18 protein-coding genes, 1 other RNA gene and 1 pseudogene are annotated in these 18,763 nt (G+C 68.3%); 12 read left to right on the forward strand and 8 right to left on the reverse strand.

Features of this window, described 5'->3' with window-relative positions; all coding sequences use genetic code 11:
* The coding region (locus tag AC01Y6_RS06605; RefSeq protein ID WP_476670805.1) for a DNA methyltransferase at positions 1-1,723 on the forward strand (1,723 nt) is incomplete at its 5' end.
* A 178-nt stretch (positions 1,724-1,901) separates the two neighbouring features.
* Here AC01Y6_RS06605 and rnpB read toward each other — a convergent pair.
* An RNA gene (gene rnpB / locus AC01Y6_RS06610) (RNase P RNA component class A) lies at positions 1,902-2,269 on the reverse strand.
* Between the two features lie 43 nt (positions 2,270-2,312).
* Between rnpB and AC01Y6_RS06615 the strand changes: the two genes are divergently transcribed.
* From AC01Y6_RS06615 to AC01Y6_RS06625, 3 genes are all read left to right on the forward strand, one after another.
* Positions 2,313-2,495 (forward strand): hypothetical protein, encoded by a 183-nt coding sequence (locus tag AC01Y6_RS06615; protein ID WP_347240262.1) that lies wholly within the window; start codon positions 2,313-2,315, stop codon positions 2,493-2,495.
* 180 nt (positions 2,496-2,675) lie between these two features.
* Entirely contained in the window at positions 2,676-2,891 is a 216-nt protein-coding gene (rpmE, locus tag AC01Y6_RS06620; protein ID WP_347240263.1) for a 50S ribosomal protein L31, read from the forward strand.
* Between the two features lie 67 nt (positions 2,892-2,958).
* Entirely contained in the window at positions 2,959-3,537 is a 579-nt protein-coding gene (locus AC01Y6_RS06625) for a thymidine kinase (RefSeq protein WP_428716039.1), read from the forward strand.
* On the opposite strand, the gene AC01Y6_RS06630 is transcribed toward AC01Y6_RS06625, so the two are convergent.
* On the reverse strand, positions 3,531-3,938 hold the full coding sequence (locus tag AC01Y6_RS06630; protein WP_347240265.1) for an Hsp20/alpha crystallin family protein: 408 nt from the start codon (positions 3,936-3,938) through the stop codon (positions 3,531-3,533). The two genes, AC01Y6_RS06625 and AC01Y6_RS06630, sit on opposite strands and share 7 nt — an antisense overlap.
* 18 nt (positions 3,939-3,956) lie before the next feature.
* Between AC01Y6_RS06630 and miaA the strand changes: the two genes are divergently transcribed.
* Genes miaA through AC01Y6_RS06650 form a run of 4 tightly spaced genes read left to right on the forward strand, consistent with a single transcriptional unit; the run spans position 3,957 to position 8,107 of the window.
* Positions 3,957-4,865, forward strand: coding sequence for a tRNA (adenosine(37)-N6)-dimethylallyltransferase MiaA (gene miaA / locus AC01Y6_RS06635; RefSeq protein ID WP_476670808.1), 909 nt, complete (start codon positions 3,957-3,959; stop codon positions 4,863-4,865).
* A gap of 7 nt (positions 4,866-4,872) precedes the next feature.
* Positions 4,873-6,288, forward strand: coding sequence for an Asp-tRNA(Asn)/Glu-tRNA(Gln) amidotransferase subunit GatA (gene gatA / locus AC01Y6_RS06640; RefSeq protein WP_476670809.1), 1,416 nt, complete (start codon positions 4,873-4,875; stop codon positions 6,286-6,288).
* A 15-nt stretch (positions 6,289-6,303) separates the two neighbouring features.
* Positions 6,304-7,047: a 3'-5' exonuclease gene (locus tag AC01Y6_RS06645; protein ID WP_347240269.1), complete on the forward strand. Its 744-nt coding sequence runs from the start codon at positions 6,304-6,306 to the stop codon at positions 7,045-7,047.
* Position 7,048: 1 nt separating this feature from the next.
* Positions 7,049-8,107 (forward strand): hypothetical protein, encoded by a 1,059-nt coding sequence (locus AC01Y6_RS06650; protein WP_428721275.1) that lies wholly within the window; start codon positions 7,049-7,051, stop codon positions 8,105-8,107.
* On the opposite strand, the gene csaB is transcribed toward AC01Y6_RS06650, so the two are convergent.
* From csaB to AC01Y6_RS06665, 3 genes are all read right to left on the reverse strand, one after another.
* Entirely contained in the window at positions 8,082-9,074 is a 993-nt protein-coding gene (gene csaB, locus AC01Y6_RS06655; protein WP_347240271.1) for a polysaccharide pyruvyl transferase CsaB, read from the reverse strand. The two genes, AC01Y6_RS06650 and csaB, sit on opposite strands and share 26 nt — an antisense overlap.
* Positions 9,059-10,759 (reverse strand): DUF5693 family protein, encoded by a 1,701-nt coding sequence (locus AC01Y6_RS06660; protein ID WP_428721277.1) that lies wholly within the window; start codon positions 10,757-10,759, stop codon positions 9,059-9,061. The genes csaB and AC01Y6_RS06660 overlap by 16 nt, the downstream gene beginning before the upstream one ends.
* A gap of 105 nt (positions 10,760-10,864) precedes the next feature.
* Complete coding sequence (locus AC01Y6_RS06665) at positions 10,865-11,995, reverse strand: ABC transporter ATP-binding protein (protein ID WP_428720397.1); 1,131 nt, start codon at positions 11,993-11,995, stop codon at positions 10,865-10,867.
* A 116-nt stretch (positions 11,996-12,111) separates the two neighbouring features.
* On the opposite strand from AC01Y6_RS06665, the gene AC01Y6_RS06670 reads away from it, so the two are divergent.
* From AC01Y6_RS06670 to AC01Y6_RS06685, 4 genes are read left to right on the forward strand one after another with little or no spacing between them, the layout of a single operon-like run.
* On the forward strand, positions 12,112-13,581 hold the full coding sequence (locus tag AC01Y6_RS06670) for an ABC transporter ATP-binding protein (RefSeq protein WP_476670810.1): 1,470 nt from the start codon (positions 12,112-12,114) through the stop codon (positions 13,579-13,581).
* Complete coding sequence (locus AC01Y6_RS06675) at positions 13,578-14,627, forward strand: ABC transporter permease (RefSeq protein WP_347240275.1); 1,050 nt, start codon at positions 13,578-13,580, stop codon at positions 14,625-14,627. The genes AC01Y6_RS06670 and AC01Y6_RS06675 overlap by 4 nt, the downstream gene beginning before the upstream one ends.
* Positions 14,627-15,460 carry an ABC transporter permease gene (locus AC01Y6_RS06680; RefSeq protein WP_428721279.1) on the forward strand — a complete coding sequence of 278 codons (834 nt, stop codon included), beginning with the start codon at positions 14,627-14,629 and terminating at the stop codon, positions 15,458-15,460. The genes AC01Y6_RS06675 and AC01Y6_RS06680 overlap by 1 nt, the downstream gene beginning before the upstream one ends.
* Positions 15,461-15,465: 5 nt before the next feature.
* Complete coding sequence (locus tag AC01Y6_RS06685) at positions 15,466-16,602, forward strand: BMP family ABC transporter substrate-binding protein (RefSeq protein ID WP_476670811.1); 1,137 nt, start codon at positions 15,466-15,468, stop codon at positions 16,600-16,602.
* A gap of 94 nt (positions 16,603-16,696) precedes the next feature.
* Here the strand turns inward: AC01Y6_RS06685 and AC01Y6_RS06690 are convergent, their stop codons facing one another.
* The 3 genes and pseudogenes from AC01Y6_RS06690 to AC01Y6_RS06700 form a co-directional block, all read right to left on the reverse strand.
* Positions 16,697-17,995: an acetyl ornithine aminotransferase family protein gene (locus tag AC01Y6_RS06690; protein ID WP_476670813.1), complete on the reverse strand. Its 1,299-nt coding sequence runs from the start codon at positions 17,993-17,995 to the stop codon at positions 16,697-16,699.
* Between the two features lie 67 nt (positions 17,996-18,062).
* Entirely contained in the window at positions 18,063-18,614 is a 552-nt protein-coding gene (locus AC01Y6_RS06695) for an NUDIX hydrolase (protein ID WP_347240279.1), read from the reverse strand.
* Positions 18,611-18,763, reverse strand: a pseudogene (locus AC01Y6_RS06700) (GatB/YqeY domain-containing protein); the annotation flags it as partial. The gene AC01Y6_RS06695 and the pseudogene AC01Y6_RS06700, both read right to left, overlap by 4 nt.

Genomic DNA, 18,763 nt, shown 5'->3' on the forward strand with positions numbered 1-18,763 from the left:
CCCCCGGAAGGGGGAATGGCTTATGGAGAGGCGTCTATACTTTGGTGACAACCTCGAGGTCCTTCGGGAGCACATCCCCGACGAGAGCGTGGACCTGGTTTACCTTGACCCTCCGTTCAACTCCAAGGCCGACTACAACGTTATCTTCCGGGAGCACTCGGGGAAGGGGCCAGGCGCCCAGATCAAGGCCTTTGAGGACACGTGGAGCTGGGGTGAGGAGAGCGAGCGGGCCTTGGGTGAGGTCCTGGAACGCCACGGAAGGCTGGGTGAGTTCTTGGAGTTCATGGTGCGCTCCCTGGGCAAGAACGACCTCTCGGCCTACCTGGTGATGATGGCGGTGCGCCTCCTGGAGCTTCACCGGGTCCTCAAGCCCACGGGGAGCCTTTACCTGCATTGCGACCCCACAGCGAGCCACTACCTTAAGGTCATCCTGGACCAGATCTTCGGACCCAGGAACTTCCGCAACGAGGTCATTTGGAAGCGAACCTTCGCTCACGGGGGAGCACAGCGTTGGGCGCGAGTACACGACACCATTCTTTTTTACACCAAGACCGACAAATACACGTGGAACCAAACCTTTGAGCCCCCCTCAGAAGATTATGTGAAAAAGTTTTATCGGCACAAAGATGAGCGGGGTATCTATCGTACAGTTACGCTTACTGGTCCAGGAGCTTCTGCTGGGCCTTCGGGTCAGCCTTGGCGTGGGATTAACCCAAGCCGTTCTAACCGGCACTGGGCTGTACCAGACCCAGATGCCCTACCCGAATGGTTCGTTCTGCCACCGAACTGGGAGGAGCTTTCACCTCAAGAGCGCCTTGATTTGCTTGATGCTGCAGGGCTTATTCATTGGCCGAAAAAGGAAGGTGGGATTCCCGAGTATAAGCGGTATCTGGAAGCCTACCGCGGAACTCCTATCCAAGATGTTATCACCGACATTCCCCCGCTAAGCCACCAATCCAAAGAGCGCCTGGGCTACCCCACCCAGAAGCCCGTGGCCCTGCTCAAGCGCATCCTCCAGGCCAGCTCCAACCCCGGGGACGTGGTCCTGGACCCTTTCTGCGGGTGCGGCACGGCCCTGGCCGCCGCCGAGGAGCTTGGGCGCGGCTGGATCGGGATTGACATCACCCACCTCGCCATCACCCTCATCCAAGCCCGGCTCAAGCGGGACTTTGGCCTGGAGCCGGGGAAGGACTACGAGGTCCTGGGGACGCCCAAGGACCTGGAAAGCGCCCGCTTTCTTTTCGGAAAGGACCCCCACCAGTTCCAGCTCTGGGCCCTGGGCCTAGTCGGGGCTCAGCCCTACGGGGACCCCAAGAGAGGCAAAAGGGGAGGGGACACCGGGATTGACGGCATGCTCTTCTTCCGGGACCCGGCGGGAAACAAGCTGGAGAAGGCCGTGGTCCAGGTGAAGGGCGGGGAGCGCCTCGCCCCTAGCATGGTGCGGGACCTTCGGGGCGTGATGGAGAGGGAGAAGGCGGCCTTCGGCCTCCTCATCACCCTCAGCGAGCCCACCAAGGGCATGCGGGAAGAAGCGGCCAAGGCGGGCCTGTACCGATGGGGAAGCCAGTCCTACCCCAGGCTCCAGATTCTCACCGTGGAGGACCTTCTTGCGGGAAAGCGCCCCCACCTTCCCGTAGGTAGCCTCAACGTGAGCTACGAGCGCAAAGAGGTGCGGACGGCGAAGACGGCGAAGCGGAATGGGGATATGGACCCCTTGTTCTAAGTACCCCGCCGCGGCGGGGGCCCCAAAAGGGCTTTCCTAAAGCCAAAGCTTGGGCATCCCATGTGGCAAAGCCAAGGTGCGGGCGCTTAGCGCTTTGCGGTGTTATCGCTCCTGCCTTGGGGGGTGCAAGAGGGGGGTAAGCCGGCATAAACCATCCCCCCGAGGCAGGCCTCGAGGGGAGCCAGGGCAGGGCGTAAGCCGGGTTCTGTTTTTGCGGTCATCTCTCTGGGACCGGTGTCGCCACCGGCCTCAAGCGGCCCATCCCGCAGGTTCTCACGGGCCGGGCAAGCCCTCCCTGCCTACCGGGCCTTGCACCGGGTGGGGTTTGCCGTGCCCCAGCCTGTTGCCAGGCCAGGCGGTGGGCTCTTACCCCACCGTTTCACCCTTGCCCGCACCGGGGAAGCCCCGGCCGCTGGCGGTCTCTTCTCTGTGGCACTTTCCGTCGGGTTGCCCCGCCCAGCCGTTAGCTGGCACCCTGCCCTATGGTGCCCGGACTTTCCTCACCCGGAGGTTTCGGCCTCCAGGCGCGACCGCACCCCTGCCCTGGGGCGTTCATCATTTTAGCACAAACCTGGCCTAAGATGGGGAGGTGAGGGTTCCTTGGTACGCCCTTGGGCTTCTCCTCCTGGCCCTGTTGGGTCTTGCGGTGCTGGGCCTGGTCTGGCTTTTGGCGGCGGTGGCCCTGTTGGTCGGCCTGGGGTACGGAGCCTGGCAGGGGCTCAGGCGGCGGCTTTGGGGCCCCCCTTGGCGGCGCCTTCCCCCGCCCCGCTAAGTACCCCACCGCGGCTTTTGCCGCGGTGGGGGCCCCAAAAGGGCTTTCCTAAAGCCAAAGCTTGGGCATCCCGTGTTGCGAAGCCGAGGTGTGGGCACTTAGGCCTTGCTTCTTGGGCTTTCCGCCCTTAGACTGGGAGATGGTTTTCGCACGGCCAAGACCGTGCGGGAGGAGGCAAGCGTGAAAGAAGGCATCCACCCGAAGCTGGTTCCCGCCCGCATCGTCTGCGGTTGCGGCAACGTCATCCACACCTATTCGGTGAGGCCCGAGATCCACGTGGAGGTCTGCAGCAAGTGCCACCCCTTCTACACGGGCCAGCAGCGGTTCGTGGACACGGAGGGTAGGGTAGAGCGCTTCCAGCGCCGCTACGGGGACTCCTACCGCAAGGGGCGGTAGGGGCTCGCTGGACCTGGGGGCCTTAGGCCCCCAGGTTGCCTTTAAGCTTCTCCATGAGGAGGAGTCCATGCCCCCTATACTCCACCGCCAGGGTTGGATTGAGGTCATCGCCGGCCCCATGTTCTCCGGCAAGAGCGAGGAGCTCATCCGCCGGGTCAAGCGGGCCCTCATCGCCAGGCAGCGGGTGGTGGTCTTCAAGCCCCGGCTGGACGACCGCTACCACCAGGCCCATGTGGTAAGCCACGATGGAAAGAAGGTGGAGGCCATCCCCGTGGAACGCGCAAAGGAGATGGAAGCCCACCTAGACCCCCTTCCCGACGTGGTGGCGGTGGACGAGGCCCAGTTCTTAGACAGGGAACTCCTTCCCCTGGTGGAACGCCTGGCCCAAAGGGGGGTGCGGGTGATCCTGGCAGGGCTGGACCTGGACTTCCGGGGGGAGCCCTTCGGCATCATGCCCGAGCTCCTAGCCCGGGCGGAGTTCGTGGAGAAGCTCACCGCGATCTGCCCCCGGTGCGGCGCTCCCGCCACCCGAACCCAGCGCCTGGTGAACGGTCAACCGGCCCGGTACACGGATCCCGTGATCTTGGTGGGGGCTGAAGAGCACTACGAGCCCCGGTGCCGGGCCTGCCACCAGGTGGTCTATTGAGCCACGGGAAGGGGGGTGCCCGGGCGCTTCCGGAAGCGAACCTCCAGCACGCCCTGCCGTAGGGCGGCCTGGGCGGTGCCCTCCTCAATGGGCCCGGGCAGGTCCAGGGTGCGGCGGAAAGTGCCCATGGGCCGCTCCTCCAGGAGGTAGGTGCCGGGAAGGGGGTGGCGCACCCCGGCCAGGGTCACCCGGTTCCCTTCCTCGAGAAGCTCCAGGTCCTCGGGCCGCACCCCAGGGAGGTCTACCAGGAGGATGTAGTGGTCCTCGTCCTCCAGGAGGTCCACCCTGGGGACCCAGGCGGCGGGCTCCTCGCCGGTAAGCCGGTAGGCCAGCTCGGCGATGCGGTCTTGCAGTTCTTTTAGCTTCCGCAGGGTTTCCAGGCGGTCCAGGCGCTCCAACATGCCCTTAGCATAAGGGATGTGGAGGCCGTCCCCGTTCTCGCCGGGCCCACGGGTAGCGGCAAGACCCTCCTCGCCTTGAGGCTTGGGGAGGAGTTGCCCCTCGAGGTCATCTCCGCGGACGCCACCATGGTCTACCGGGGCCTGGACATCGGCACGGACAAACCCTCTCCTGGGGAAAGGGCGCGGGTGCCCCACCACCTAGTGGACGTCCTGGAGCCCTACGAGGCCATGAGCGTGGCCCGGTTTCTGGACCTGGCGGAAGAGGCCATCGCCGAGGTGAGGGCCAGGGGGCGCCTCCCCTTGGTGGTGGGGGGAACGGGGTACTACATCCGGGCCCTCTCCGAGGGGCTCCACGACCTCCCCCCACCCGACCCCGGGGTCCAGGAGGCCCTTTGGCGGGAGCTTAGGGAGCGGGGCTTTCAGGCTCTATGGGAGGAGCTTTCCCGGGAAAGCCCAGAGGACGCCTTCCGCGTGGGGAAGAACCCCCGGCGCCTGGTGCGGGCCCTGGAGGTTCTGAGGCGCACCGGCACCCCCCCGGCCCGCTTTCCCAAAAGGCCCCCCCGCTTCCGCTACCAAAAGCTCGTCCTCTGGCCCGAAAGGGCCTGGCTTTTCCAAAGGTTGGAGGAGAGGGCCAGGGCCCAGTTCGCCCGGGGCTTGGTGGAGGAGGTCAAGGGCCTTCTCGCCCGCTACCCCGAGATGCCCACCGCCCTGCAGGCCATCGGCTACAAGGAGGTGGCGGGTTATCTCCGGGGAGAATACGGCCTGGAAGAGGCCCTTCTTAGGGACATCCGGGCGGTAAAGGCCTACGCCAAGAGGCAGTACACCTGGTTCCGGCATGAACCCGGGGACGTGGCCTACTTGCCTCGAGGGGGCGAGGAGGCGTACCTGGGCTTTCGGGACTGGCTTCGCCTCCACTTCCGGCTATAGTGGGGGCATGTTGGCCTACGAGATCCGCGCCCGGGTGGCCCGCGGGGAGGTTTCTCCCCTCGAGGTGGCCGAGGCCTACCATAGGCGGGTCCGGGAGCTGGACCCTGGGCTTGGGGCCTTCCTCACCCTCAACGAGGAGGTTTTGCAGGAGGCCCGGGAGCTGGACCCCCGCCTGCCCCTTGCGGGCTTGGTGGTGGCCGTGAAGGACAACATCGTAACCCGAGGCCTCCGCACCACCGCGGGAAGCCGCCTCCTGGAGAACTTCCTTCCTCCCTACGAGGCCACGGCGGTGGCGAGGCTTAAGGCCCTGGGCGCCCTGGTCCTGGGCAAGACCAACCTGGACGAGTTCGGCATGGGCTCCTCCACGGAGCACTCCGCCTTTTTCCCCACCCGAAACCCCTTTGATCCCGACCGGGTCCCTGGGGGCTCCAGCGGGGGAAGCGCCGCGGCGGTGGCGGCCGACCTCGCCCCCCTCGCCCTGGGCTCGGACACGGGGGGAAGCGTGCGCCAGCCCGCGGCCTTCTGCGGGGTCTACGGCCTCAAGCCCACCTACGGCCGGGTGAGCCGCTTTGGCCTCATCGCCTACGCCTCGAGCCTGGACCAGATCGGCCCCATGGCCCGCTCCGTGCGGGACCTCGCCCTCCTCATGGACGCCGTGGCCGGCCCCGACCCCCTGGACGCCACCAGCCTGGACCTTCCCCCCCGCTTCCAGGAAGCCCTGGAGGGGCCCCTTCCTCCCCTCCGCCTCGGGGTGGTGCGGGAGGGGCTTTCCGGCAACAGCCCAGGGGTGGAGCGGGCCCTGGAGGGGGCTTTGCAGGTGTTCCAAGACCTCGGTTTTGCCGTGCGGGAGGTTTCCTGGCCTTCCCTGCCTCTGGCCCTCGCCGCCTACTACGTCCTGGCTCCGGCGGAGGCGAGCTCCAACCTGGCCCGCTATGATGGCACCCTCTACGGGTTCCGCGGCGAGGGGGAGGAGGTGGAAGGGATGAGGATGGCCACCCGGGCCCGCTTTGGCCTCGAGGTCAAAAGGCGCGTCCTCGTGGGGACCTTCGTCCTCTCTAGCGGCTACTACGAGGCCTACTACGGCCGCGCCCAGGCCTTCCGCCGCCGCCTCAAGGCCGAGGCCAGGGCCCTCTTCGGGGAGGTGGACCTCCTCCTCCTGCCCACCACCCCCCACCCCGCCTTTCCCTTGGGGAGCCGCCCCGATCCTCTCGCCATGTACCGCGAGGACCTCTACACCGTGGGGGCGAACCTCGCGGGACTTCCCGCCCTCTCCTTCCCCGCGGGGTTTGAGGGGCACCTGCCCGTGGGCCTCCAGCTCCTCGCCCCTTGGGGGGAGGACGAGCGGCTTCTTCGGGCGGCCCTCGCCTTTGAGGAGGCCACGGACCGCGCGTTCCTTCGCACGCCCTTGGGAGAGGCCCTCTAGAGGGGGGCGGAAGGGATGGACCCCGCCTTCCGCGTTCGCCTCGCCACCCGCCTCGCCCGGCGCCTCAGGGCCGAGGGGAGGCCCCTTCCCCTTCCCCTCCTGGGGGAGGCCTTGGGGCTTCGGGGCCCCGTGGCCCCGGTGGTGGGCCCCTTATTGGACGGGCGGTTCATCCCCGGGGAGGAGGTGGGGCTTTGGGAGTGGCGCTACCCCTTTCCCCACCCGGGGGAACCGGTGGTCCTTCTGGACCTGGAAACCACCGGCCTGGCCCCGGGGGTGAGCGAGATCATTGAGCTCGCCCTGGTGCGGCTGGAGGGCAAGGAGCGGCGAGCTTTTCAAAGCCTGGTGCGCCCTTCCCGGCCGCCGAGCCTCTTCGTCCAGAACCTTACCGGGATTAAGGCCTCTGAGCTGGAGGAGGCCCCGCCTCTGGAGGAGGTCTTGGCCCAGGCTTATCCCCTTCTGCAAGGGGCTACCCTGGTGATCCACAACGCCTCCTTTGACCTCTCCTTTTTGCGCCCGGCCTTGGAGGGCATGGGGTTGGGGTTGGCGAACCCGGTGGTGGACTCCATCCGCCTGGCCAAAAGGGCCCTTCGGGGACTTCGCCGCTACGGCCTGGACGCCCTTTCGGCGGTCCTGGAGCTTCCCCCCAGGAGGGAGCACCGGGCCTTGGCCGACGTGGAAAGGACCCTTGCCGTGGTCTACGAGGTGTACTATATGCTCACCGCAGGGAGTCCTCGTTCCCTAGTGGAGCTAGGGAGGTAGCATGACCGCTCGCTACGTTTTGACCAGCGCTTGCATTCAATCGGGTACCATGGCCCTCACCGCCTCCTTGCGCCAGCGCCTCCTGGGCCGGGAGCGCGTGCGCTTCGTGGACGAGGACGGGGAGGCCTACGAGGTGGAGGTGGACTGGAAGGAGGGGCTGGTGCGGGGCCTTGGGCCCTACTACCTCAAGAAGCGCCTCTCGGCCAACGAGGCCGTCCTCCTCCACTTCCGGGGCGAGGAGGTGGAGCTCAAGGCCCTGCCCCGCTCCCTCCCCCGCCTGGAGAGGCCCCGGGAAGACCCCAAGGAGGCGAAGGAAGAGGCCCCCAGGGGGGAGAAGCGCCGGGTCCGGGTGACCCCCTACCCCAAGGAAGTGCTCTTCCCCCATGAGCCCAAGGCCCTCGAGCCCCCGGGCGTCACCGAGGACCTGAGGCGGTTGGGCTTTTTCCTGGAGGGGGGCCCCCCTTGGCTCTACAAAGCTCCCCTGGGGCGGCGGCAGGTGGCGCTGGCCCTTCTCCGGCTCGGGGAGGGGAAGGTGGAGGACCTCAGGCCCTACCGGGCGCAAGGGGCGCACGTGGCCCTTCTCGCCCCGGAGTCCGAAAAGGAGGCGGTGCCCCCGGGGCTGGCTTACCTCTCCCCGGAGGCGGTGAACCGCCTGGTGCGCCTTAAAGGGCGCTTCCCCCTTTCGGCTTTGGACCTGGAGGACCTCTTGCGCCAGGGGCGGGTGGACCTGGAGGCGGTGAAGGCCCTGGAGGACCGCCTGGTGGCCGAGCTTTCCGAGCGGGGGGCTCTGGCCGCCCTCCTGCTCTTCCTCTCCCGCAAGCGCCCGGGGGAGGTGTTCTTGCTTCCGGACCTCGAGGCCGAAGCCCTGGAGGAGGGCCTTATCCCCGAGGTGGTGCGCCAGGGGGTGGAGCTTTTCGCCCAGCCCCCCTTCCTCCTCCTGAAAAGGCTTTCCCCGGGGGAGTTCCTCCTGAGGCAGGAGGTGGAGGAGGCCCTGCAGGACCTGAAGGCCTTCAGCGAGGGGATCCTCGCCCGCCTTAGCCGCGTCCGTGGGGGCGCTTGACGGGGGCGGCCTCCCCTAAAGCGAGGTCAAAGCTCCGCCTGGCCCGCTCCTTGAGGGCCTCTACCTTTTCCCAGTCGGGGAAGCGGCCGTACATGGCCGCCTTGGAGAGCTTGATGGGGTCCCCGGGGAGTTCCTGGTAGTAGGCCCCGGTCTCCTTGGCGAAGGCCGCCACCTTGGGGTCGTAGGACAGGGCGGCGAAGGGGGTGCCCGCGGCCGCCGCCAGGATGAGGCCGTGGAGGCGCATGGAGATCACGTACCCCGCCTGGGCCACCAGGTAGAGGACCCGCCTCGGGTCCGAGGTCTTCTCCACCCGGTGGTGCGGGAAGTTTTCCAGGACTTCCTCGTCGTACCCGGGCTGGAGGAGGAGGACGAGGACCTGCTTGCCCTCGTGGAACAGGTAGTTGGCGGTGACGTACAGGGTTTCTACCGCCGCCCGGCCCACCCCGGCCCGGGGGATGACCAGGACCAGGTCCTCTTCCCGCTTCACCGGGGGCGGGCTGAGGAGGAGGGCGGGGTCGGCCCCAAGCTCGGCGGGGATCCCCAGGCGCCGGGCGTACTCCAGGGAGTCCTGGTCCCTGAGGATCACCGGCACGCCCTTTAGGGCCCTTTGCACCCGCCTCTCCCCGGAGGGGGATAGGGGCCCCAGGGACTGGTTGAAGACCACCACCCGCTTCTTGAAGAGGCGGGCGAGGCGGAGGACCGAGAGGTAGTAGGTGAGGCTTAGGGCGCTGGTGGCGTCCTGCAGGAGCCCCCCGCCCCCCAAAAGCCAGAGGTCCGCCCGGAGGAGGGCGAGGGGGTTTAGGCGGTGGAAGGCCCGCACCCCGTGCTCCTCCCGCGTCCTTCGGGGCTCCCCCGAGAGGGCCACCACCTCGTGGCCCCGGGCCCGCACCTCCCGGGCGATGGCCTCGAGGATGGCCTCGTCCCCCGCGTTTTTGAACCCGTAGTACCCCGCTACCCCAACCACCATGTCCTCAGCCTCCTTACCAGGATAACCCCGATTAGCCCCAGGAGGAGGCCCAGGAGGGCGCCGTTCAGCACCCGGAAGAGGGAGATGAGGAGGGGCGTGTGGAAGTGGCTGAAGGTGTTCAGGATGGAGGCGACGCCTAGGCCTGCCAGGAAGAGGAGGGCGTTTTGCAGGTAGCGCGGCCAGGGGAGGAGGAGGGCCAGGGGAAAGAGGGCGTGCCCGAAGACCTCCTTGAACCGGGGGCGCACCATGAGGTCCTGGAGGAAGCTTCTTAGCTTCAGCTCCAGCTCCGGCACCAAGGGGGCGTCGTTGCCCCGGCGCAGGAGGGCGAAGGCCAGAAGGGCCAGGGCCAACCCTCCCAGGGCCACCTCTCCCAAGCGCAGGGGGTGGGCGTAGAGGCGGGCGAGGGCCTCTTTGAAATCTTTTTCCAGGAAGCTCAAGGCCACCAGGAGGGGCGGGACGAGGAGGGTGAGGGAAACCCCTTTGAAGGGGGCGAGGCCCAGGACCGCGGCCGGGCTCGAGCCCAGGGCGCTGAGGAAGACCGCCCCCATGAGGGCGTATCCCAGGCTCCGCGCCCACAGCCAAAGCCCGTTTCTGGGCCCCAAAAAGCCCAGCACCGGAAAGACCAGGGCGGCAAGGAGGGCCCCCGCTTGGCTACCGGCGTACCCCAGGGCCAGCAGGAGGAGGAGGAAGGCCACCCAGGGCCCGTACACGGGAAGCCCCAAGGCCAAAAGCCCAAGGCCCGCCCCTACCCCCACCCAGGCGGCGTAGCGCAAGGGGCTTGGCGCGAAGTCCCGGGGCCTAGGGGTCCCCAGGGGGATGTGGCTGGCCCTTAGCCCTTCCTTTAGGCGGGCGAGGAGGCGGGCGGTCTCTTGGGGGTAAGGGTAGGGCCTGAGGTAGAGGAGCTGGTGCCCCCGCTCCCGGGCGGCGAGGGTGTATTTATCCGCCGCTTCCTCGGGGCTTAGGGTGAGCTGCCACTCGTAGCGGAGGCTGAAAAGCCTGAGCACCCCGGCCTCGCGGAAGGCCTGGAAGCCGGGCTGGGGCGTGCCCTCAATAAGGGCCACGGGCCGCCGCACCAGGGCCCGGGCCTCCTCCAGGCGGTAGGGGTACCCCAGGGCCTCGAGGCCGGCGAAGACCACGGCGTCGGCCTCCTTCGGCACCAGGGGCAACTCTGGGTCCAGGCGGCGAAGGCGCTGGTTGATGGGCCGCACCGCCACGTAAAACCCCTGGGCCTTGGCCGCCGCGATCTCCTTCAGGTCGTAGAAGGCGGGGAAACCCTGGACGTCCACCGGGAAGCCGAGCCAGGGCCCGAGCTTTTCCGAGGGTAGGGCGTAGGCCCGCTCCAGGAGGGCGAGAAGCTTGGGGTCCCCCTTCAGGTAGAACCAGCCCGGCCTGGCGGGAAGCCCCTCTTCCTGAAGCTCCCTCCCTTGGCGGTAAAGGAGGACCCCATTCGCGACCCAGTCCTTGACGAACCGCTCGGGGAAGGCCACCCCGTTCACCCCCAGGGCCCGGTAGGCGGCGAGGGCCTCCAGGAGGCTCTTCCCCTGGGTCTTGGCCTCTTCCCTCACCGCCTCGGCGTCCAGGAGGAGGACCACGGGTCCCGGGCGCTCCGCCTGGAGCCTGGGGAAAAGGGCCAGGAGGGAGGGGACGAGGGCGAGGAAAAGAAGAAGGTGCAGAAGCCGCTTCATGCTGTTCTCCCCTCCCCCAGGCGGTTCGGGGTAGCCTCGCCGCCCGTGCTACCCCCAGCGATGAAAGGCTTGGCGGTGCTCACCCCTCCATGATAAGGGGCGGCCTCAGCGGGCCACGGCCGCGGGCTCCTGGGAGTGGCCGATGGCCTTTTCGCTTTCCGGGTCAAAGGCGTGGAGGCGGCCCGTGTCCGCCAGGAGCTCCACCCGGTCCCCAGGCCGCACGGGGGCGTGGCCGTCCACCTTGGCCACCAGAACGGTGCCGTCTACGCTCACGTGGAGCTCCGTCTCCGCCCCCAGGGGCTCCACCACCTCCACCTCGCCCCGGAGGACGTTTTCCTCCTCGGGGATCACCGAGTAGCCCTTGAGGCCCAGGTGCTCGGGGCGGACGCCCATCCAGACCTCCTTCCCGGCGTAGGGCCGGAGGCTTTGCGCCAGGACGGGGTTAGCGCGGATGCGGAAGCCCGGGGCCACCAGGTAGACCCGCTCTCCCTGGGCCTCCACCGAGGCCTTGACGAAGTTCATGGAGGGGCTACCGATGAAGCCCGCCACGAAGCGGTTGGCGGGGAAGTCGTAGAGGCGGAGGGGGGTGTCCACCTGCTGGACCTCCCCGTCCCGCATCACCACGATGCGGTGGCCCAGGGTCATGGCCTCCACCTGGTCGTGGGTCACGTAGATGGTGGTGACCCCGAGGCGCCGCTGGAGCTTGGCGATCTCGGCCCGCATCTCCACCCGGAGCTTGGCGTCCAGGTTGGAGAGGGGCTCGTCCATGAGGAAGACCTTGGGCTCCCGCACGATGGCCCTTCCCATGGCCACCCGCTGGCGCTGGCCGCCCGAGAGCTCCCGGGGCTTGCGGTTGAGGAGGTGCTCAATCTTCAGGATGCGGGCGGCCTCCTTCACCCGCCGGTCAATCTCGTCCTTGGGGTAGCGCCGCAGGCGGAGCCCGAAGGCCATGTTTTCGTAGACGTTCATGTGGGGGTAGAGGGCGTAGTTCTGGAAGACCATGGCGATGTCCCGGTCCTTGGGGGGGACGTCGTTCACCAGGCGGTCGCCGATGTAGATCTTGCCCTCGGAGATCTCCTCCAGCCCGGCGATCATGCGCAAGGTGGTGGTCTTGCCGCAACCCGAGGGGCCCACGAAGACCACGAACTCCCCGTCCTCGGTTTCCAGGTTGAAGTCCTTGACCGCCACCACCTTGCCGAAGCGCTTCCACACGTGCTCCAGCCTTACCTTGGCCATCTCTACCTCCTCGCCCCGCGCTCTGAGCCGCTTCGGACCCATCGGGGGCTTGGGGACATTGTACCCCTGGCGGCGGTGGGGGTGGTATCCTCAGGGCCGGGCCTGCGGGCCTTCCCATGCTGAGGTTGGAGAACATCACCAAGCGCTTTGGTCCCGTGGTGGCCAACCGCGGGGTGAGCCTCGAGGTGAAGAGGGGAGAGGTCCTGGCCCTCCTCGGGGAGAACGGGGCGGGGAAAACCACCCTGGTGAGCCTCCTCTACGGCCTTTACGCCCCCGATGAGGGGCGCATCCTCCTGGAGGGCCAGGAGGTGGTCATTCCCTCCCCCAGGGCGGCCCAAAGGCTTGGCATCGCCCTGGTGCCCCAGCACCCCGAGCTCGTGGAGGCCCACTCGGTGGCGGAGAACCTGGCCTTGGGCCTGGAGCTCCCCCCCTTTTTCTCCCGCCGGGCGCTTCTGAAGCGGCTCCAGGCCCTCCTCCAAGACCACCCCCTGGGGGTGGACCTACGGGCCCCCGTCCACCGCCTCTCCGCCGGGGAGAAGCAACGGGTGGAGCTCCTAAGGGCCCTCCTCTCCCGGCCCAAGGTGCTCATCCTGGACGAGCCCACCAGCGTCCTCACCCCCAAGGAGGCCGAGGACCTTTTCCAGGAGGTGCGGAGGCTTAAGGAGAGGGGCCTCGCCATCCTCTTCATCAGCCACAAGCTGGACGAGGTCCTGGACATCGCCGACCGCATCGTCGTTCTCCGGGCCGGGGAAAAGGTGGGGGAGGTGTGGCGGGCGGAGGCGGACAAGGGGCTCCTGGTGCGCCTCATGGTGGGCCGGGGGGTGGCCCCGCCCCCCAAGGCCCCGCCCCCCCGGGAGGAGGTGCTCTTGGAGGTGGAGAACCTCCTGGTTCCCCGGCACGGCTTTCCCCTGCAGGGGGTTTCCTTCGCCTTGCGGGCGGGGGAGATCCTGGGCATCGCCGGGGTGGCGGGAAGCGGGCAGAAGGAGCTCCTCGAGGCCCTGGCCGGCCTTCGCCCCTACCGGGGCCGGGTGCGCCTTCTGGGTAGCCCCATTCCCCAGGACCCGGCCCGGCTCTTCGCCCTGGGGGTGGCCCACATCCCCGAGGAACGGAGCACGGGCGTGGTGGCGGGGATGAGCGTGGCGGAGAACCTGGCCCTGCGCACCTATCCCCGCTACGCCCGGCGGGGGCTTCTGGACTACGGCCGCATGGAGCGGGACGCCGAAGCCTTGATGCGCCGCTACGGGATCCAGGCCCCCTCCCCCCGCGCTCCCGTGCGGTTCCTCTCCGGCGGGAACGTGCAGAAGGTCATCCTGGCCCGGGAGCTCAAGGAGGGTCCTAGGCTGGTTTTGGCCATGCATCCCACCTACGGGGTGGACGTGGGGGCGGCGGAGGAGGTCCACGGGAGGCTTGTGGACCTTGTCCGGGAAGGGGGGGCGGTGCTTTTGGTGAGCGAGGATCTAGACGAGATACTCTCCCTTTCCCACCGGGTGGCGGCCCTGTACCGCGGCCGCCTGGTGGGGCCCATTTCCCGGGAGGAGGCGAGCCGGGAGCGCTTGGGCCGGATGATGACGGAGGGGCGGGCATGAGGCTGGAGCTGGACCCAGCGCCTTCCTTGCGCAAGGTGGCCTTGACCTACGCCGCTTTTCTGCTCCTCGCCCTTTCCGCTTTGGCCCTCCTCTTCCTCGCCTACGGGGTTTCCCCCTTGCGGGCCTTGGGGATCCTCCTTTCCCCCCTGGCCGATCCCCTGGGGCTTTCCGAGATCGCCCGGCGGGCCATACCCCTGCTTCTCATCGGCTCCGGTCTGGCCTTCGCCTTCCGCGTGGGCTTCTTCAACATCGGGGCCGAGGGGCAGCTTCTTTTGGGAGCCGTGGGGGGGGCTTACGTGGCCCTCTTCCTTCCCCCGGGGCCCTGGACCCTGCCCCTCATGTTCCTCCTGGGGGGGATCTTGGGCGCCTCGTGGGCGGGCCTGGCGGCCTGGCTCAGGGTGCGCTTCGGGGCCAGCGAGATCCTCACCACGCTCATGCAGAACTACCTGGCCTACTACCTGGTGGTCTACCTGGTGGCGGGACCCTGGAAGGGGCGGATGGTCTTCGGCTTTCTCTACACCGACCGCTTCCCTGAGGCGGCGGACCTGCCCCGCCTTGGGGACACCTTGGTCCACTGGCCCACCCTCCTTCTGGGGGTAGGGGCGGCCTTGGCCTTGCAGGGGCTTCTTTTCCGCACCCCCCTGGGCTTTGCCCTGAGGGTCTTGGGGGAAAACCCTTCCGCGGCCCGCTACCTGGGCCTGCCCGCCGGGCGGCTTCTCCTCGTTGTGGGAGGGGTTTCCGGCTTCCTTTCAGGCCTTGCGGGGGTGGGGGAGGTGGCGGGGGTCCACCACCGTCTGCTGGAGCCCGCCCAGATCTCCTTGGGCTACGGCTTCACCGCCATCCTCGCCGCCTGGCTGGCCCGGGGACGCCCCCTTTGGGTCCTCCTCACCGCCTTCCTCCTGGGCCTCATCCTGGCGGGGGGGGACGCCTTGAAGCTGGCCCTCTCTATGCCCTTCCGGGTGGTGGACGTGGTCTCGGGGCTTTTCCTCCTGGCCCTGATCGGGGCCGAGGCCCTTAGCCGGCACCGGGTAGTTTGGAGGCGTTGATGGAAGAGGCCCTTTTGCGCGCGGTTTTCTTCGGCACCCCCATCCTCTTGGCCTCCCTGGGGGCCCTCCTCGCCGAGAGGAGCGGGGTGGTGAACCTGGGGGTGGAAGGGATCATGGCCTTAAGCGCCCTTTCGGCCTTCGCCTTGGGCCTCGAGGCCTCCCCCCTCCTGGGCCTCCTGGCGGGGGTGGGGGTGGGGGTACTGGGCGGGGTGTTTTTGGGGGTCTTCGCCGTCTCCTTGAGGGCCAACCAGTTCGTGGCGGGGCTCGCCGTGGCCGCTTTGGGCCTCGGGGCCTCGGGGCTTTTGGGGAAGCGCTACGAGGGGGTTCCCCTGGAAAACCCCCTACCCGAGGGAGGCTTGGCCCTCCTCGCCCTGGCCCTCGCCCTTCTCGTCCACCTCCTCCTTTACCGCACCCGCTTTGGCCTTTACCTGAGGAGCGTGGGGGAGAACCCCAAGGCGGCGGACCTCTTCGGCGTGGACGTGGACCGGGTGCGGTACGGGGCCCTGGCTTTGGGAGGCGGGCTCATCGGGATGGCGGGGGCCTACCTCTCCCTGGCCTACCGCCCCTCCTGGACGGACGGCATGACGGGGGGACTCGGCTTTGTGGCCATCGCCCTGGTGATCCTCGCCGCCTGGGAGCCCCTCCGGGCGGTCCTCGGGGCCTACCTCTTCGGCCTCCTCTTCTTCCTCCAGTTCCGCCTGCAGGGCAGTGTACCTATACCGAGCGAGGCCTTCGCCGCCATGCCTTACCTGCTGGTTATCCTTGTTCTGGCCCTCTCGGGGCGCACCCGGGCCCCCAAGGCCCTGGGGGTGCCCTTTGAGCGGGGGAGGTGAGGAGGATGCGGAGACTCTTGGCGCTTCTTTTGGTCCTGGGCCTAGGGCTGGCCCAGGGGGACAAGCTCAAGGCCTGCTTCATCTACGTGGGCCCCGTGGGGGACGCGGGCTGGACCTACGCCCACGACGTGGGCCGCAAGAAGGCGGAGGCGGCCCTGCCCTGGCTTGAGACCCGCTACGTGGAAAGCGTGCCCGAGGCCCAGGCCTTGCCGGTCATAGACCGCTTGGTGCGGGAGGGGTGCCGGGTGATCTTCGCCACCAGCTTCGGGTACGGGGAGGCGGTCCTCGAGGCCGCCAAGAAGTACCCGGACGTCCTCTTCGCCCACGCCACCGGCATCAAGCGGGCCCCTAACGTGGCCACCTACATGGCCGACTTCTACCAGGTCTACTACCTGAATGGCCTCGCCGCCGGGGCCCTCACCAAGACGGGCAAGGTGGGGTACGTGGCGGCCTTCCCCATCCCGGAGGTGAAGCGGCACATCAACGCCTTCGCCCTGGGGGTGCGGGCGGTGAACCCCAAGGCCCAGGTCCTGGTGCGCTGGATCAACGCCTGGTACGACCCGGCCAAGGCCCGGGAGGCCACGGAGGCCCTGCTTTCCCAGGGGGCGGACGTCTTCGCCTTCACCGAGGACACCCCCACGGTGATCCAGACGGCGGCCCGGAAGGGGGCCTACTCCTTCGGCCACTACACCCCCATGCTCAAGTTCGCCCCCGACCACGTGGTCTCGGGGCAGATCGTCCACTGGGAGGTCATTTACATTGACTTCCTCAAGAAGGTGAAGGAGGGGATTTACACCCCGAAGAACCTACAGAACGTGGACTACTTCTGGCTCCTGCAGCACGGGGCGGTGGAGATGGGGGCGGACTACGGGGTGCCCATCAACCCCAAGCATGTGCCCCTCCTGAAGCAGGCCCAGATGAGCGTGGGGGGGAAGAAGGTGGCGGTCTACGACCGGATTATGTCCCTTCTGGAGGCGATGAAGCGCCCGAACCCCACCTTTGACCCCTTCACCGGGCCCCTCCGGGACCGCAAGGGGGTGGAGCGGATCCCCGCAGGCCGGAAGGCGAGCCTCGAGGAGCTCCTTACCCTGGAGTGGGCGGCCCCCGGGGTGGTGGGGGACTGGCCAGGGGAGCCCAAGTAGGGCTTACGAATCCCCCGCCCTGGGGGTACCAGGGCGGGGCGTTCTTGGTGAATCCTTCGCCTAAGTCCTGTGGGCTTTTTTTTACCGGGGCCCCCTACAGGCTCCGGAAGACCTCCTCCAGGATCTCCAGCCCCATGGCCGCCTCCTCCTCCTTGAGCACCAGGGGCGGGGCGATGCGGAGCGCGGAGGGCCCCGCGGGGAGGAGGAGAAGCCCCTTATGGAAGGCGAGCTCCACCGCCTTGTCCCGGAGGTCGGGCCGCTCCTCCTTTGGGCTTCCGAAGTCCAGGCCGATCATGAGCCCCCGGCCCCGCACGTCCCCCAGGAAGGGGAAGCGCTCCTGCATGCCCTTGAGCTCCTTTAGGAGGAAATCCCCTACCCGCGCGGCGTTTTCCATGAGGCCCCCCTCCAGGAGGTCCAGGGTGGCGTGGGCCGCCGCCGCCGCCACCGCCTGGCCGCCGAAGGTGGTGCCGTGGGCTCCGGGCCGCCAGCTCGCCAGCTCCTCCCGGAAGAGGAGGGCGCTGAGGGGGTACCCCGAGGCCAGCCCCTTGGCCAGCACGTAGACGTCGGCCTCCACCCCCTCGTGCTCCAGGGCGAAGAAGCGCCCGGTGCGCCCCGCTCCCGTCTGCACCTCGTCCGCCACCAGGAGGATGCCGTGGCGCTCCAGGAGGGCCTTGAGCCTTGGGAGGAAGCCCGCCGGGGGCACCACGTACCCCCCCTCGCCTTGGATGGGCTCCAGAAAGAAGGCCGCCACCTCCTCCGGCGGGACCACGGTGCGGAAGAGGTGCTCCAGGTGCTCCAGGACCGCATCCCCCACGTCCTTTGGGGAGGCCCCCAGGGGCGGGCGGAAGGGGTTGGGGAAGGGGAGGTGGACCACCCCGGGGAGGAGGGGGGCGAACCCCTTGCGGTAGGCGCTCTTGCTGGCGGTGAGGGAAAGCGCCCCTAGGCTTCTTCCGTGGAAGGCCCCGGTGAAGGCGATGAGGTAGGGTCTTCCCGTGTGGTGGCGCACGAGCTTGATGGCGGCCTCTATGCCCTCCGTGCCCGAGTTCCCGAAGAAGACCCGGTATTTCCCCCCGAGCTTGGCCGAGAGCCGCTCCGCCAGGGAGAGGGTAGGCTCGTGGGTGAAGTCGGAGAAGCAGACGTGGGCGAAGCGTTCCGCCTGGGCCCGCACCGCCTCCAGCACCTTGGGGTGGGCGTAGCCCGTGGTGTTCACCGCGATGCCCGCCATGAAGTCCAAAAACACGTTCCCGTCCACGTCCTCCAGGAAGACCCCCTGGCCCCGGGCGGGGACGAAGGGGTAGGGCCTTATGTAGGAAGGGGAGAGGACCCTCTCCCCCCGCGCGAGGAGTTCCTTGGCCTTGGGCCCCGGGAGGGGCGTGCGCACCATGGGCTTCATACGCCGCCAGTCTACCAGGGCCTCCCTCGCCTTCCCAGGCCAACTTTATGCGCTCTTCTGCGGGTTTTTACCTGAGGAGGCCGAGCCTTTCCAGGTGGGGCCGGGCGTAGAAGAGGGTGAGGGCGGTGGAGGCGTCCTGGATCTCTCCCGCCTCCAAGAGGGCGTAGACCTCGGCCAGGGGAAGCTCCAGGGGCTCCAGGAGTTCTCCGTCCTCGAGGCGGGGCTCGGCCACCACCTCGGCCCCCAGGGCTAAAAAGGGGTGGAAGACCACGGCGGTGAAGGAGGGCTGGGGGTGGAAGGGGGGAAGGGGCAGGACCTCCGCCGCCACCGCCCCCACCTCCTCCAATAGCTCCCTCCTGGCCGCCTCCTCGGGGGCTTCCCCGGCGTCCACCTTGCCCGCGGGGATCTCCAGGAGGAACTTCCCCGTGGGGTGGCGGTACTGGCGGATGAGGAGGGCGGTGCGCTCTTTGGTGACCGGAAGAACGAAGCTCGCCGCCACCGGTCCCGGGCGGTAGACGTAGGTGAGCTCCTTCCCGGTGTGGGTCCTGAGCCTTTCCCGCACCAGGCGCACGGGCTCGGAGAGGATCTCCTCGAGGGCCAGCCGCTCCCAGGGGCTCATCGCGTCATCCGCTCGATCACCCGCCGCACCTTTTCCCCGGGGGCTTTGGGGCCCAAGGCCTTGGTCACCGCCCCGATGGCCGCCAGGGGGGTCTTGAACTGGGAGAAGTCAACGTGCTCCCGGATCCAGGCCTCCAGCTCCTCCTCGCT

The organism is Thermus sp. (assembly GCF_056332225.1).

What these genes read in the sequence shown, in the direction of transcription:
- AC01Y6_RS06675 (WP_347240275.1), top strand. Translation starts at nt 13,578, where the DNA reads ATGAGGCTGGAGCTGGACCCAGCGCCTTCCTTGCGCAAGGTGGCCTTG.
- AC01Y6_RS06695 (WP_347240279.1), bottom strand. Translation starts at nt 18,614, where the DNA reads ATGAGCCCCTGGGAGCGGCTGGCCCTCGAGGAGATCCTCTCCGAGCCC.
- AC01Y6_RS06670 (WP_476670810.1), top strand. Translation starts at nt 12,112, where the DNA reads ATGCTGAGGTTGGAGAACATCACCAAGCGCTTTGGTCCCGTGGTGGCC.
- AC01Y6_RS06625 (WP_428716039.1), top strand. Translation starts at nt 2,959, where the DNA reads ATGCCCCCTATACTCCACCGCCAGGGTTGGATTGAGGTCATCGCCGGC.
- AC01Y6_RS06665 (WP_428720397.1), bottom strand. Translation starts at nt 11,995, where the DNA reads ATGGCCAAGGTAAGGCTGGAGCACGTGTGGAAGCGCTTCGGCAAGGTG.
- AC01Y6_RS06690 (WP_476670813.1), bottom strand. Translation starts at nt 17,995, where the DNA reads ATGAAGCCCATGGTGCGCACGCCCCTCCCGGGGCCCAAGGCCAAGGAA.
- AC01Y6_RS06630 (WP_347240265.1), bottom strand. Translation starts at nt 3,938, where the DNA reads ATGTTGGAGCGCCTGGACCGCCTGGAAACCCTGCGGAAGCTAAAAGAA.
- AC01Y6_RS06650 (WP_428721275.1), top strand. Translation starts at nt 7,049, where the DNA reads ATGACCGCTCGCTACGTTTTGACCAGCGCTTGCATTCAATCGGGTACC.
- gatA (WP_476670809.1), top strand. Translation starts at nt 4,873, where the DNA reads ATGTTGGCCTACGAGATCCGCGCCCGGGTGGCCCGCGGGGAGGTTTCT.
- AC01Y6_RS06685 (WP_476670811.1), top strand. Translation starts at nt 15,466, where the DNA reads ATGCGGAGACTCTTGGCGCTTCTTTTGGTCCTGGGCCTAGGGCTGGCC.
- AC01Y6_RS06680 (WP_428721279.1), top strand. Translation starts at nt 14,627, where the DNA reads ATGGAAGAGGCCCTTTTGCGCGCGGTTTTCTTCGGCACCCCCATCCTC.
- AC01Y6_RS06660 (WP_428721277.1), bottom strand. Translation starts at nt 10,759, where the DNA reads ATGAAGCGGCTTCTGCACCTTCTTCTTTTCCTCGCCCTCGTCCCCTCC.
- csaB (WP_347240271.1), bottom strand. Translation starts at nt 9,074, where the DNA reads ATGGTGGTTGGGGTAGCGGGGTACTACGGGTTCAAAAACGCGGGGGAC.
- AC01Y6_RS06645 (WP_347240269.1), top strand. Translation starts at nt 6,304, where the DNA reads ATGGACCCCGCCTTCCGCGTTCGCCTCGCCACCCGCCTCGCCCGGCGC.